At 71.1% G+C, this 13,517-nt stretch carries 12 protein-coding genes; 5 read left to right on the top strand and 7 right to left on the bottom strand.

The features are described 5' to 3' along the window. Positions 1-300: 300 nt before the first annotated feature. From ABZ396_RS10725 to ABZ396_RS10715, 3 genes are all read right to left on the bottom strand, one after another. Entirely contained in the window at positions 301-549 is a 249-nt protein-coding gene (locus tag ABZ396_RS10725; protein WP_358914733.1) for a chaplin, read from the bottom strand. 169 nt (positions 550-718) lie between these two features. Then, complete coding sequence (locus tag ABZ396_RS10720) at positions 719-1,360, bottom strand: response regulator transcription factor (RefSeq protein ID WP_358914731.1); 642 nt, start codon at positions 1,358-1,360, stop codon at positions 719-721. Further along, complete coding sequence (locus tag ABZ396_RS10715; RefSeq protein WP_358914729.1) at positions 1,353-2,531, bottom strand: GAF domain-containing sensor histidine kinase; 1,179 nt, start codon at positions 2,529-2,531, stop codon at positions 1,353-1,355. The genes ABZ396_RS10720 and ABZ396_RS10715 overlap by 8 nt, the downstream gene beginning before the upstream one ends. Before the next feature lie 225 nt (positions 2,532-2,756). On the opposite strand from ABZ396_RS10715, the gene ABZ396_RS10710 reads away from it, so the two are divergent. From ABZ396_RS10710 to ABZ396_RS10700, 3 genes are all read left to right on the top strand, one after another. Then, positions 2,757-3,452 carry an SDR family oxidoreductase gene (locus ABZ396_RS10710; RefSeq protein WP_358914727.1) on the top strand — a complete coding sequence of 232 codons (696 nt, stop codon included), beginning with the start codon at positions 2,757-2,759 and terminating at the stop codon, positions 3,450-3,452. Next, a complete protein-coding gene (locus ABZ396_RS10705) occupies positions 3,449-4,531 on the top strand; it encodes an S-adenosylmethionine:tRNA ribosyltransferase-isomerase (protein ID WP_358914725.1) in 1,083 nt (360 codons plus the stop codon). The genes ABZ396_RS10710 and ABZ396_RS10705 overlap by 4 nt, the downstream gene beginning before the upstream one ends. A 297-nt stretch (positions 4,532-4,828) precedes the next feature. Next, a complete protein-coding gene (locus tag ABZ396_RS10700; protein ID WP_358914723.1) occupies positions 4,829-5,578 on the top strand; it encodes a transglycosylase SLT domain-containing protein in 750 nt (249 codons plus the stop codon). Between the two features lie 81 nt (positions 5,579-5,659). On the opposite strand, the gene ABZ396_RS10695 is transcribed toward ABZ396_RS10700, so the two are convergent. Then, positions 5,660-8,176 carry an FHA domain-containing protein gene (locus ABZ396_RS10695; protein WP_358914788.1) on the bottom strand — a complete coding sequence of 839 codons (2,517 nt, stop codon included), beginning with the start codon at positions 8,174-8,176 and terminating at the stop codon, positions 5,660-5,662. Between the two features lie 244 nt (positions 8,177-8,420). Between ABZ396_RS10695 and ABZ396_RS10690 the strand changes: the two genes are divergently transcribed. Then, positions 8,421-10,655, top strand: a complete 2,235-nt coding sequence (locus ABZ396_RS10690) for a streptophobe family protein (protein WP_358914721.1) — start codon at positions 8,421-8,423, stop codon at positions 10,653-10,655. A gap of 272 nt (positions 10,656-10,927) precedes the next feature. Continuing rightward, positions 10,928-12,136 carry a phosphoserine phosphatase SerB gene (gene serB / locus ABZ396_RS10685; RefSeq protein ID WP_358914719.1) on the top strand — a complete coding sequence of 403 codons (1,209 nt, stop codon included), beginning with the start codon at positions 10,928-10,930 and terminating at the stop codon, positions 12,134-12,136. A 96-nt stretch (positions 12,137-12,232) separates the two neighbouring features. Here the strand turns inward: serB and ABZ396_RS10680 are convergent, their stop codons facing one another. From ABZ396_RS10680 to ABZ396_RS10670, 3 genes are all read right to left on the bottom strand, one after another. Next, positions 12,233-12,751 carry a histidine phosphatase family protein gene (locus ABZ396_RS10680; protein ID WP_358914717.1) on the bottom strand — a complete coding sequence of 173 codons (519 nt, stop codon included), beginning with the start codon at positions 12,749-12,751 and terminating at the stop codon, positions 12,233-12,235. Between the two features lie 79 nt (positions 12,752-12,830). Then, positions 12,831-13,037 (bottom strand): hypothetical protein, encoded by a 207-nt coding sequence (locus ABZ396_RS10675; protein ID WP_358914715.1) that lies wholly within the window; start codon positions 13,035-13,037, stop codon positions 12,831-12,833. Positions 13,038-13,205: 168 nt separating this feature from the next. After that, positions 13,206-13,322: an SGM_5486 family transporter-associated protein gene (locus tag ABZ396_RS10670; protein ID WP_089107830.1), complete on the bottom strand. Its 117-nt coding sequence runs from the start codon at positions 13,320-13,322 to the stop codon at positions 13,206-13,208. Positions 13,323-13,517: the final 195 nt, after the last annotated feature.

The following is a 13,517-nucleotide window of genomic DNA, read 5'->3' as shown; positions in this document are numbered from 1 at the left end:
TTGGCGATGTCCATGGGAAGGGTTCCTCCTGCGTGTGCGTGTCCGACCCGGCCGTGGGTCGTGCGCTGATCAACGCCTGAGAGGGTCCTCGGTGGTACGGGGCGCCGGGCCGTGACCGCCCGTTCGATCATTGGGCGTAAAAGTCGCCGGGCGTAAAAATCAATGGGCGTAAGAGTCGTTGGGCGTAAAAGTCGCCGGGCGTAAAAGGCATTGGGCCCAAGAGTCGTTGGGAGTAAAAGCCGACCGGCCTTCCGGGGGCGCCCGGAAGGCCGGAGGTCGATGCCGCCGTGCGGCGTGGTCTCAGTGGTTGAGGCCGAGGTTGCCGAAGGCGGGGTTCAGCACGCCGATGACGTTGACGCTGTTGCCGACGGCGTTGACCGGGATGTGCACCGGGGCCTGGATGACGTTGCCCGAGACGATGCCAGGAGAGGCCTTGGCCCCGCCGTCGGCGTGGGAGCCGCCGGTGTGGGCGGAGGCCATCCCCGCGCCCGCGGCCACGATCCCGCCGGCCACCATCGTCACGGCCGCTGCCTTCTTCAGGTTCTTCACTTCTTGAGCCTCCTTGGCGATCACCGCGGCGGTCGCCGCGGCACGCACTGAAGAACGGCGGTGACCGCGAGAGGATGCGCCGTCTGGGTGACATTCCCACGACGGTATGAATCTCAGCCCGGAAGGCGACCCTCCATGTTGCCGTCGGTGAAGCGTTGCGGAGGGCGTTTCAGCCGGTAACGCCATGGCGAACGGCCCACAGGGCGGCCTGGGTGCGGTCGGCGAGGTCGAGTTTCATCAGGATGTTGGAGACGTGCGTCTTGACGGTCTTCTCGGACAGCACCAGGGCGCGGGCTATCTCGCGGTTGGAGCGGCCGTCGGCGATCAGCCCGAGCACCTCGCGCTCCCGTTCGGTGAGCGAACCGCTCCGGCCCTGCCCGGAGTTGTTCTCCTCCTGGGAGAGCAGGGCGCCGGCCACCTCGGGCTGGAGCAGGACGTGCCCGGCGTGCACCGAGCGGATGGCGGTGGCGAGCGCGTCGGGATCGACGTCCTTGTAGACGTACCCGGCGGCGCCGGCGCGCAGGGCCGGGACCACCGTGCGCTGCTCGGTGAAGCTGGTGACGATGAGCACGCGCGCGGGGTTGTCGAGTTCGCGGAGTTTGCGCAGGGCCTCCACGCCGTCCATGCCAGGCATCTTGACGTCCATGAGGACGATGTCAGGGCTCAATTCCTGGGCCCGCTCGACCCCTTCGGCGCCGTCGGCGGCCTCGCCGACGACCTCTATGTCGTCCTGGACCTCCAGGAAGGTACGCAGGCCCCGGCGGACGACCTGGTGGTCGTCGACGAGCAGGACCCTGATCGCGTCAGCCACCGGGGACCTCCATCTCGATCGTGGTGCCCTTGCCGGGCGCCGATTCCACGGTCAGCGTGCCGCCGACTCCGCTCGCCCGGTCCCGCATGGAGACCAGGCCGAGGTGGCGTCCGGCACTGCGGGTGAGGTGCGGGTCGAAGCCGCCGCCGTCGTCCGTGACCCGCAGCACGGCCCCGCTGCCGCGCCGGTTCACGGTGACGTCGACGTGCTCGGCACCGGAGTGGCGGAGGGCGTTGTGCAGGGCTTCCTGGGCCACCCGGAGCAGCGCCTCCTCCTGGGCGGCGGGCAGGGCACGGAAGCCGCTGCCGGAGAAGGTCACGCGTGCGTCGTGGGCACGGTCCAGGACCTGGACCTGGGTGCGGAGGGTGGCGACCAGGCCGTCCTCGTCGAGGGCGGCGGGGCGCAACTCCACCACGGCCGCGCGCAGTTCCTCGGTGGCCTCGGCGGCGAGCGCGGCCACCTGTTGCAACTCGCCCTTGGCACGGGAGGGATCCCGGTCGACGAGGGCGGCGGCGGCCTGGGCGGTCAGGCGCAGGGAGAACAGTTTCTGGCTCACCGCGTCGTGCAACTCGTGGGCGAGGCGGGAGCGTTCCTCGGCGATGGTCAGCTCGCGGCTGCGCTCGTAGAGGCGGGCGTTGGTGAGGGCGATCGCCGCGTGCTGGGCGAGGATGGAGAGCAGTTCCTCGTCCTCCGCGGTGAAGCCGCAGCTTCCGTCGGGCTTGGGGCTCGGGGGGTGTGGGGGGTGTCCCCCAACAGAACGCAGCTTGTTCGCCAGGAACAGCGCTCCGATGATCTCCTCGCCGTCGCGGATCGGCAGGCCCAGGAAGTCGGACATGTCGGGGTGGGCCGACGGCCAGCCCTCGAAGCGGGGGTCCTTGCGGACGTCGGCCAGCCGCTCGGTCTTCGCCTCGTGGAGCATCGCGGCGAGGATGCCGTGCTGGCGCGGGAGCGGGCCGATGGCCTTCCACTGGGCGTCGCTGACACCGTCGACGACGAACTGGGCGAAGCCACCGTGGTCGTCGGGGACCCCGAGCGCGGCGTACTGCGCGTGGAGCAGCTCACGGGCGGAGGCGACGATCGTCTTGAGGACGTCGCGCACCTCCAGGTGCCTGCTCATGGCCAGCAGCGCGGAACTCACCGCGGCGAGGCCGGACCGGGGACCTTGACTCATGCCCTCACGGTACCGGCGGGGTGTGACACCGCGGATCGGACCACTGACGGGGTGGACCGGGGCCGGTGGCGTAGGCCCGAGGACCTAGGACGCAGGGTCCGGACCTGCGGCGTAGTCCGAAGGGCCCCGCCGGGTTGCGGCCCGCGTCCGAGGCGGCCGGGCGGTGCCGTTCCTAGGTTGAGGTCACCGCCGACGGAGGCGGACGGAGCCGAGGGGACGGTTGTCATGCCGGTAGCGATCATCACGGGGGCGTCGAAGGGGCTGGGGAGGGCGCTGGCGGAGGCGCTCGCCGCGCGCGGCTGGGATCTGGTACTGGACGCCAGGGGTGCGGGGGCCCTGAAGGACGCGGTGGAGGCCGTCGCGGGGTTCGGGACGCGGGTGACGGCGCTGCCCGGCGATGTCACGGACGCGGAGCACAGGGCCGAGCTGGTGGCCGCCGCGCGTGGGCTGGGCGGGGTGGACCTGCTGGTGAGCAACGCCAGCGCGCTGGGTGCCGAGCCGCTGGTGCGCCTCGGCGAGCTGCGGCTGGCGGGGCTGCGCCGGGCGCTGGAGGTGAATGTGGTGGCCGCGCTGGGCCTGGTCCAGGAGGCGCTGCCGCTGTTGCGGGAGTCGGCGGCGGGAGCGGTGATCGCGGTCAGCTCGGACGCGGGCGCGGAGGCGTACGAGACCTGGGGCGGCTACGGCGCCTCGAAGGCGGCCCTGGACCAGCTGGCGGCCGTGCTCGGCGTGGAGGAGCCGGGGCTGCGGGTGTGGGCGGTGGATCCCGGGGACATGGCGACCGGCCTGTACGCGGCGGCCGTACCGGATGACGACGATCCACGGCCGGCGCCGGAGAGCGTCGTACCGGCGTTCCTGCGGTTGCTCGACGAGCGGCCTGCGAGCGGGCGGTACGCGGCGCCGGCGCTGGTGCAGGGGCGATGACGACCCCCTTGAGGGTGCCGGAGGAGCTGTCCGCGCGCGTGCCGGCCGAGCAGCGCGGGCCGGGGCTGGATCGGGATGCCGTACGGCTGCTGGTGTCGCGCGGGACGGCGGTGTCGCATCACGCCTTCGCCGAGCTGCCGGTGCTGCTGCGGGCCGGGGACCTGCTGGTGGTGAACACCTCGCCGACGCTGGCGGCCGCCGTGGACGGGCGGGTCGGGCACGCGCGCGTGGTGGTGCACTTCTCCACCCGCGGGGACGACGGACGGTGGGCGGTCGAGCTGCGGGAGCCGGACGGCAGGGGGACGACACGCGCGCGTGCGGGCACACCCGCGGGGAGTGAGGTGCGGCTGCCAGGGGGCGGGCGGCTGGTCCTGGCGGAGCCGCTGAGCGCGCGGGGCGAGCGGCTGTGGTGGGCGCGGGCCTCGGGGGACGTGCCGGGGGTGCTGCGGCAGCACGGGCGGCCCATTCGTTACTCCTACACGGAGCGGGACCAGCCGTTATCCGTGTACCAGACGGTGTTCGCGCTGCCCTCGGCGGACGGGGCCGGGAGTGCGGAGATGCCGAGTGCGGCGCGGCCCTTCACCGCGCGGCTGGTGGCGGAGCTGGTGAGCCGGGGCGTGCGGTTCGCGCCGGTCACGCTGCACACGGGGGTGTCGTCGGCGGAGGCGCACGAGCCGCCCTACCCGGAGCGGTTCGCCGTGCCCGAGTCGTCGGCGCGGCTCATCAACGACGTGCGGGCGGGTGAGGGGCGGGTCATCGCCGTCGGGACGACCGCCGTCCGGGCCGTGGAGTCGGCCGCCGGGGCGGATGGGCTGGTGCGGGCGGCCGCGGGGTGGACGGAGCTCGTGGTGACACCCGAGCGCGGGGTGCGGGTGGTGGACGGGTTGCTGACCGGGCTGCACGAGCCGGAGGCCTCGCATCTGCTGATGCTGGAGGCGGTCGCGGGACGGGCCGCCGTCGACCGCAGCTATGAGGAGGCGCTGCGTGGGCTCTATCTGTGGCACGAGTTCGGGGACGTGCACCTCATCCTCCCGGAGGAGGAGCCTCACACAGAGCATTGCGTCAGCAACTCCTGGTGAGATTTGTCCGCGGCCGATGTGAGGCCGCACATAGGGCGCACATCACGTACGAACGGACATAGGAGATAAAGAGTCCCTCAGTGAACGGGACAGACGACCTGGTCTGTCCCGTTTTGCCCTTCCGGGCTCTACTACCGGGGATCGTACGTCACACCTTTGCCAGGGCATTTTGCGGCCGCTAAGAATGGCTGCCGTCGCTCAGCACCCCGGGTTCCCCCCGCGGTGTTCGTGCAGGAGGAGCCGGTCTCCCCCGCGGACAACGAGCGACCTCCGCGCTATTCGAAGAGGTCCACCGCCATGCCCAAGAACACCCACAGTCCCGCGCTGACCAAGCATCACAAGATCGCGCTCGCCGGTGTAGCTACGCTCGGCGCCGCCGCCCTCGCCTTCTCCGCCGTGCCCAGCGGCGCGGAGACCGTCGTGACCGGGTCCCCCCAGACCGCGGCCCAGGTGGCCTACGGCACGGAGCAGATCAAGGACGTCAAGGGCACGGTCACCGACCAGCTCGCGCTCCAGAACGTCAAGGTCGAGGCGATCGCCGCCAAGAAAAAGGCGACCACGGCCCACGCCCTACACGTGGCCCACGTGAAGCAGGCCCACGCGGCCCACGTCAAGCGCGTCGCCGCCCAGGCGAAGAAGCAGGCCGCCGCCAAGCAGGCCGCCCAGCAGGCCGCGAGCCGGTCCGCGCAGCGCCCGCAGATCCAGCAGGTCGCCGCGAAGACCTACACCAACAACCTGGACGGCTGGATCCGCCAGTCCCTCGACATCATGAAGTCCAAGGGCATCCCGGGCTCCTACAACGGCCTGCACCGCAACATCATCCGGGAGTCCGCCGGCAACCCGAACGCCATCAACAACTGGGACATCAACGCGATCAACGGCGTCCCGTCCAAGGGCCTGCTCCAGGTCATCCCGCCGACGTTCTCCGCGTACCACGTCAACGGCACGTCCTGGAACATCTACGACCCGGTCGCCAACATCACCGCCGCCGCCAACTACGCGGCCGACCGTTACGGCTCGATCGACAACGTCAACAGCGCGTACTGAGGCCGGCGCGGACCTCTTCACGCACGCGTCGAAGGGCGGCACCCCACTGCGGGGCGCCGCCCTTCGACGTCGTACGGGCGACTACTTGCGCATGACCTCGGGCTCGTGACGGCGCAGGAAGCGGGCCACGAAGAAGGCACAGATCACACCGAGCGCGATCAGGGCGATCATGTCCAGGCTCCACGCGCCGGCGGTGTGCGCCCACAGCGGGTCGTCGGGCTTGCCCTTGCCCGGCGGGCTGATCCCGTTGAAGTCCAGGGTGGCTCCCGCGGCGGCGACCGCCCAGCGCGACGGCATCAGATACGAGAACTGGTTGACGCCGATCGCGCCGTTCAGGGCGAACAGACAGCCGGTGAAGACGACCTGGACGATCGCGAACATCACCAGCAGCGGCATGGTCTTCTCGGAGGTCTTCACCAGCGCCGAGATGATCAGGCCGAACATCATCGAGGTGAAGCCCAGCGCCATGACGGGCAGACAGAGCTCGATGAGCGTCAGATGGCCGAGGACCACGCCCTGGTCCGGAATCGTCCGGCTGGCGAAGCCGATGACACCGACCAGCAGCCCCTGCAGGACCGTGATGATGCCGAGCACGAAGACCTTGGACATCAGATAGGCAGAGCGGGACAGGCCGGTGGCACGCTCCCGCTCGTAGATGACCCGTTCCTTGATCAGCTCACGGACGGAGTTGGCGGCACCGGCGAAGCAGGCGCCCACCGCGAGGATCAGCAGGACCGTGGTGGCCGTGCTGTTCGGGACGGGCTGCTGCGTCGACGGGTTGATCTCCGTGTTGACCAGCAGGTCCTTGCCCGATTCGATCAGCAGGCTCACCGAGCCGAGGACGAGCGGCATGACCACCGTCAGGATCAGGAAGCCCTTGTCGGAGGCGATGACCGAGATGTAGCGGCGCACCAGCGTGCCGAACTGGCTCATCCAGCCCTGCGGCTTCGGCGGCTTCATCGCCTGCATCGCAGGTATCTGTACGGACTGCGGGGCGATCGCGTCGATGTCCGCGGCGTACATCTGGTAGTGCTGCGAGCCCTTCCAGCGGCCCGCCCAGTCGTAGTCGCGGTAGTTCTCGAAGGCGGAGAAGACATCGGCCCAGGTGTCGTAGCCGAAGAAGTTCAGCGCCTCCTCGGGCGGGCCGAAGTAGGCGACCGCGCCGCCCGGCGCCATCACCAGGAGCTTGTCGCACAGCGCCAGCTCGGCCACGGAGTGGGTGACGACGAGGACCGTACGGCCGTCGTCGGCGAGGCCACGCAACAGCTGCATGACATCGCGGTCCATGCCCGGGTCGAGGCCCGAGGTGGGCTCGTCGAGGAAGATCAGCGACGGCTTGGTGAGCAGTTCCAGCGCCACCGAGACACGCTTGCGCTGACCGCCGGAGAGGGACGTGACCTTCTTGTCCTTGTGGATGTCGAGTTTCAGCTCGCGCAGCACCTCGTCGATACGGGCGTCGCGCTCCTGCCCGGTGGTGTCGGCCGGGAAGCGCAGCTTGGCCGCGTACTTGAGGGCCTTCTTGACGGTCAGCTCCTTGTGCAGGATGTCGTCCTGCGGGACGAGACCGATGCGCTGGCGCAGCTCGGCGAACTGCTTGTAGAGGTTGCGGTTGTCGTACAGCACCTCACCCTCGTTGGCAGGCCGGTAGCCGGTGAGCGCCTTGAGCAGCGTCGACTTGCCGGATCCCGACGGGCCGATGACCGCGATCAGGGACTTCTCCGGGACGCCGAAGGAGACGTCCTTGAGGATCTGCTTGCCGCCGTCGACCGTGACGGTCAAGTGGCGTGCGGAGAAGGAGACTTCACCGGTGTCGACGAACTCCTCGAGCCGGTCGCCGACGATCCGGAAGGTGGAGTGGCCGACGCCGACGACGTCGTTCGGGCCGAGCAGCGCGCTGCCGCCCTTGGCGATCGGCATACCGTTGACGTATGTGCCGTTGTGCGAGCCCAGGTCGCGGATCTCCATGCGGCCGTCGGGCGTGGAGTGGAACTCGGCGTGGTGGCGCGAGACCTGCAGGTCGGAGACGACCAGCTCGTTCTCCAGGGCACGGCCGATGCGCATCACACGGCCGATGGAGAACTGGTGGAACGTGGTCGGGCTGCGGTCGCCGTAGACCGGCGGCGCCCCCGCGCCACCACCGGAGGCCATGGCCGGGGCACCCTGCTGCTGCGGGATCGCCGACGGGGCCTGCTGCCAGCCCTGTTGCGGAGCCGGCTGTTGCCGCGGAGCCGGTGGCTGGGACCAGCCCGCGCCGCCCGCGCCCTGCGCCGCGTACGGCTGCTGCTGGGGCTGGGCGACGGCCGTCGCGGCGCCGGAGAGGCTCAGGCGCGGTCCGTCGTTCGCGTTGCCGAGGTGCACGGCCGAGCCCGGGCCGAGCTCCGTCCGCTGGACCCGCTGGCTGTGCACAAAGGTGCCGTTGGTACTGCCGTGGTCCTCGATGACCCAACTGCGGCCGTCGAAGCTGATCGTGGCGTGCCGCCAGGAGACCCTGGCGTCGTCGAACACGAGGTCCCCCTGCGGATCGCGTCCGAGGGTGTAAGACCTGGACCGGTCGAGCGTCCAGGTACGTCCGTTTGATTCAAGTACGAGTTCCGGCACTCCAAGCCCCATGAGTAGTCCCCCGAGTTACCCCCATCACAGGGAGTCTAGGGATGTCGAACATCGTCGGGAACTATTTCAGGCTCGGCCCTCTGACCGGAAGTCGGGCCTTGTTGGGGGCTCGTACGAGCGCTTCAACTCTTTCCGTTGACGGGGTTGAAACCGGCCCGGAGAGTGGTAATCCAGGCGAGGGGGACAAGCGCGACGGAGCGGCCCGGCGCGTTCGCGGATCGGGGGGTCGGCCATGAGTTCTGGCACGTCCGGCACGGGAGTCGAGAACACGAGGCACGGCGCAGGGCTGCCGTGGGGCGACATCCTGCTGTCCGCGATCGCCGCGGTGAGCTGGGCGTTGATCGGTATGGCGGGTACGGCGGCGCTCGGTCTGCATCTGCTCCAGGCCGACGCGGCGGGCTCACTGGGCCCGATGACCGCCGCGGTTGTGGCGCTCGGGGCGGGTGGTTCCGTCACGCCGAACGGAGATCTGTCTGCATTCGGTCTGAAAGGGGCGGAGGCCACCACGGCCATCCAGATCACGCCGCTGGGTGTGAGCCTGGTGGGAGCCCTGCTCCTGTCCTGGTTCTTCCTACGGTCCCTGCGCACGACGGGAGTTGTGATCGCACCGGCCGAACTGCTCGCCCGGACCGCCTCGGTGGTGGTGTTGTTCGTGGCGACGCTGGGCGGACTGGCCTGGGCGGGGCACTCGGTCGTGACCATCGACGGCGGTGCGCTGGGGCTGGACAAACTGCCGGGCACCGGGGGCGGTGGGGGTCTCGAGATCCCCGGCATCGGGGATGTCGGGGAGCTGCTGCCGGACCGCCTCGGCAACCTCGTGCACGCGAACGCGGCGGTCGGCTTCAGCGTGGACACGGCGGCGACCCTGCTCGGCGGCCTCGGCTGGTCGGTCGGCGTCCTGCTGATCGCCCTGCTGGCCTCGCGCCGCACTCCGCTGCCGCGCGGCTGGGGAGTGGTGCACCGGGTGGTACGGCCGGCGGTCTCGGCGCTGGTGACGGTACTGCTGGTGGCGGTCGCGGCGGGCTGGGCGGCGGCGGCCTATGCGGCGGTCGGCGACCCGCACCCGGCCCGGATCATGGGCGCGGCCCTGCTCGGCGCCCCGAACGGCGTCTGGCTCGGCATTCCGATCGGCCTCTTCGTCCCCTTCGACGGCAGGGCGACGGGTGCCCTCACCATGTTCCTGCCGCACCCGCTGGACGACCTTCTGAACTCGACGTCCGACCAGTCGGTGACGCTGGGACACCTGGCCGACCTGGACGGACGGGTGTGGCTGCTGGGAGTCGCCGCGGCGCTGCTGATGCTGCTGGCCGGGGTGTTCACGGCGGTTCGGACACCGGTGGGAAGCGGGGCCGGTTCCCGTGCGGTGGCGGGTGCGCTGCGGAGCTCGCCCGATGGCGCGGGCGGGCCACGCTCCCGTCCCGGCACGCTCGGTTTCGCCGGGAGGTGTGCCGTGCGGCTGGGGATCGCGACCGCGCTCACACTGCCGTTGCTGGCCTGGCAGGCGGAGGTGTCCGTGGACGCCTCGCTGTCGGTGCTGGGCTTCGACGCCTTCGGCGCCGGGATCGCACTGCACGGGCAGTTGGGCATGGCGCTGCTCCTCGGGGCGGCGTGGGGTGCGGCGGCGGGGGCGGCGGGTGCACTGCTGGCATGGGCGACCGGCGCGGCCGGCACACGCACGGCGCGGCCGGCACCGGGTGACGCGGGCGGCGGCCCGACGTATCCGGTAGGGCCCGGGGCTCCGGAACAGGCGGGAAGCGGAGCGGCGGGTCCTTACGCGCCGGTGACTCCGTACCGTCCGCCGAATCCGCACACGAACCCCTATCTCCGAGTACCGAACGAACTACGCGAGACAGGGGGCAACGACCGGGATCCCTGGCCCGGGAGGCCGGGGGAACGGCAGGGCCTGGGCCCGTACGACAAGCAGACGCGCCAGCCCGACGGGCCGCGGCAACCACAGACCCCGGACCCCTACGACAGGCAGACGCGCCAGCCCGACGGGCCGCAGGGCTCCAGGTCTGCAGACGGACGGGGTGGTCGGGGTGGTCGGGGCCGCTGGTCCGAGGACCCGCGGGACTCGGCGGGGCCCTACGGCGGCCCGGGGCCGTGGGCCGGTGGGGTGCCGGGGTCGGGGGTGGCGCCGGCGGGCGGTCCGGGCGGGCCCATCCATCGGTCGCCGTCGGGCGCACCGCACGCGGTGGACGGCCTGCCTGCCGACGACCGCCGGTCGTCGGAGGAGTGGCGGCCCGCTAGCGGCGACGACCCCTCCGACGTTCCGCCCGACTCCGGCGATATATACGGCGCTCCCACCATGGCCCGCCCGGTCGACCCGCCACCTCGCTCCTCGCGGCGCGGCCCAGGGGCGCGTCCAACCGACGGGGTGCCGGATGGTCCGGACGGTCCGGACGGGGGGCCTCCCCCGCCTCCCCCGCCACCACCGCCCCCACCGCCCAGGCGGCCCCATCGGTGAGGTCGCCGTCGGGCCGGGGCGCGGTGGCCATGGCACGTGGACGGCGGTGCGAGACGTGGCCGACCGCGTCTGCACCGTGCGTGGCCCGACGCAGAACTGTGCGTGAAGGCGCGGCCAGGGAGTGCCTCGCTCCCGGCCGTCGACATCGCACGCACGTTCCCCCGTAGTGCGGAAGCAAGACCTCCGACACCGACCCGACACTCACTGTTCCGTGTCCGTCAGGCGGACCACCTGCGCCGCAGGCAGTGGGTGCCCGTTACGGTGGTTACACCATGAGCGATCCGCAGACCTCCGAGGTCCCCACTCTCCTCGTCAAGATTTTCGGCAAGGACAGGCCGGGCATCACGGCCGGCCTCTTCGACACCCTTGCCGCGTACATGGTCGACGTGGTCGACATCGAGCAGGTCGTCACGCGAGGCCGGCTGGTGCTGTGCGCGCTCGTGACCCAGCCCGCGGCGGGACTTGAGGGCGACCTCAGGGCGACCGTGCACAGCTGGGCCGAGTCCATGAAGATGCAGGCGGAGATCATCTCCGGCCGCGGTGACAACCGTCCGCGCGGTCTCGGCCGTTCCCTGGTCACCGTCCTCGGCCGCCCCCTGACCGCCGAGTCGACGGCCGCCATCGCCGCCCGGATCGCCAAGGCGGGCGGCAACATCGACCGTATCTTCCGGCTCGCCAAGTACCCGGTGACCGCGGTCGAGTTCGCGGTGTCCGGCGTGGCGACCGAGCCGCTGCGCACCGCCCTGGCCTCCGACGCCGCCGAACTCGGCGTGGACGTGGCGGTCGTCGCGGCCGGGCTGCACCGGCGGGCCCAGCGTCTGGTGGTCATGGACGTGGACTCGACGCTCATCCAGGACGAGGTGATCGAGCTCTTCGCCGCGCACGCCGGCTGCGAGGACGAGGTCGCCGAGGTGACGGCGGCCGCGATGCGCGGGGAGTTGGACTTCGAGCAGTCGCTGCACGCGCGCGTGGCGCTGCTGAAGGGGCTGGACGAATCGGTCGTGCAGAAGGTGCGCGCGGAGGTGCGGCTGACGCCGGGCGCCCGGACCCTGATCCGCACGCTGAAGCGGCTCGGCTACCAAGTAGGCGTCGTCTCGGGCGGTTTCACCCAGGTCACCGACGATCTGCAGGAGCGGCTCGGGCTGGACTTCGCCCAGGCCAACACGCTGGAGATCGTCGAGGGGAAGCTGACCGGCCGGGTGACCGGCGAGATCGTGGACCGTGCGGGCAAGGCACGGCTGCTGCGACGGTTCGCCGCCGAGGCGGGCGTACCGCTGTCACAGACGGTGGCCATCGGTGACGGCGCCAACGACCTGGACATGCTGAACGCGGCCGGTCTCGGTGTCGCCTTCAACGCCAAGCCGGTGGTCCGCGAGGCCGCGCACACGGCGGTGAACTTCCCCTTCCTGGACACGGTCCTGTATCTGCTGGGCGTCACCCGCGAAGAGGTCGAGGCGGCGGACACCCACGACGAGAGCTGAACAGCCCGGGAGTCCTGGTACGAGGGGCCCGGCACCGAGCAGATCGGTGCCGGGCCCTTGTCGTCCCGTGCGGAGAGCGGCGGTCGTACAGCGGTCTCAGTCGGCGGGCGCCCAGTAGTCCACGAGCGTGGCCACACCGGGTTCCAGGCTCTTCCAGGAACCCTCGAAGGTCACGACGGCGAAGGCCGCGGTGGGAAAGCCCCGGCGGTTCATCCGCTCGCGGGCGTCGCCCTCGGCGCTGCCGATCAGGATCTCGGTGACGCCGTGCACGCCGGGGTTGTGGCCGATGAGGATAACGTCGTGGGCGTCGTCGGGCACCTCGTTGAGCACGGCGATCAGCTCGCCCGGGGAGGCGTCGTACACCCGCTCCTCGTAGACGGTTTTCGGCCGGTGCGGGAGCTCCTGGACGGCGAGCTTCCAGGTCTCCCGGGTGCGCACGGAGGTGGAGCACAGGGCCAGGTCGAAGGCGATGCCGGTGTCCGCCAGTTTGCGTCCGGCGACGGCAGCGTCCATTCGGCCCCGCTCAGCGAGCGGTCGCTCGTGGTCGGTCACCTGTGGCCAGTCGGCTTTCGCATGGCGGAAGAAGACAATCCTGCGGGGTTCTGCGACGCTCATGTCACCCAGCTTCGCATGAAACAGGCCATCGGGCGCAGGGAGTTGACATGCGGCTTCGCCTGGTCCGCGGGGGCGGGCGCTAGCGGGTGACGATCTGCTGGACGCGCTCGACGAGGTGGGTGACGGCAGGGTCGCCGGTGGCCGCGTGGGCGTCCGCCGGGTTCAGTATCAGCGCCAGCAGGGCGATGAAGGCGAGCGCGGGGAGGGCGAGGGCCCACCAGGGCAGCCGGGCGTCGACGCTGCCCGGGGTGGCGGGGTGGGGCAGGGTGTGCGTACGGGCCGGCATGATCGCCTCCGCGGGTCTCCGGGCTTCGGTGACCGCCCCTCGCGGCCACACCTCGAAGTTACGGAATCCACGGTCACCAACCCATCCGGTGATCCACCCACTTGACCCTGACCCTCACCCCCTAGGGGATGGTGGTGCTAGCCCCACCATCGGCCGCCGGGGCGATGGTCAGGGTGACGCGAGGGTCGCGATGACGGCGATGACGATGAAGATGGCGAAGAACGAGCCGAAGACGATCAGCATCTTCTTCTGACCGTTCTGGGGGTTCGGGTCGAGCACTGGCATGGGACCAGTCTGGCACCCCCCGAAGCGGACGGTGGGGCGGGGTGCCCCGACAGCCCGCCGGGCGGGTCGTCGGAACCGGGACGGGCCGGCGTCAGCGGAACCGGGACGGCGTCGGCGTCAGCCGGAACGGGCCAGCGAAGCCAAGCCGGACAAGCCTCAGCCGGAACGGGCCAGCGAACCAGAACGGGCCCGCCT

Source organism: Streptomyces sp. NPDC005866, assembly GCF_040629895.1.
Lineage (GTDB): Bacteria > Actinomycetota > Actinomycetes > Streptomycetales > Streptomycetaceae > Streptomyces.
This window is presented reverse-complemented; position numbering and strand designations above follow the sequence as displayed.

Coding starts and splice junctions, on each gene's coding strand:
- ABZ396_RS10715 (WP_358914729.1), bottom strand. CDS start 2,531: ATGAGTCAAGGTCCCCGGTCCGGCCTCGCCGCGGTGAGTTCCGCGCTG.
- ABZ396_RS10690 (WP_358914721.1), top strand. CDS start 8,421: ATGAGTTCTGGCACGTCCGGCACGGGAGTCGAGAACACGAGGCACGGC.
- ABZ396_RS10700 (WP_358914723.1), top strand. CDS start 4,829: ATGCCCAAGAACACCCACAGTCCCGCGCTGACCAAGCATCACAAGATC.
- serB (WP_358914719.1), top strand. CDS start 10,928: ATGAGCGATCCGCAGACCTCCGAGGTCCCCACTCTCCTCGTCAAGATT.
- ABZ396_RS10675 (WP_358914715.1), bottom strand. CDS start 13,037: ATGCCGGCCCGTACGCACACCCTGCCCCACCCCGCCACCCCGGGCAGC.
- ABZ396_RS10670 (WP_089107830.1), bottom strand. CDS start 13,322: ATGCCAGTGCTCGACCCGAACCCCCAGAACGGTCAGAAGAAGATGCTG.
- ABZ396_RS10680 (WP_358914717.1), bottom strand. CDS start 12,751: ATGAGCGTCGCAGAACCCCGCAGGATTGTCTTCTTCCGCCATGCGAAA.
- ABZ396_RS10705 (WP_358914725.1), top strand. CDS start 3,449: ATGACGACCCCCTTGAGGGTGCCGGAGGAGCTGTCCGCGCGCGTGCCG.
- ABZ396_RS10710 (WP_358914727.1), top strand. CDS start 2,757: ATGCCGGTAGCGATCATCACGGGGGCGTCGAAGGGGCTGGGGAGGGCG.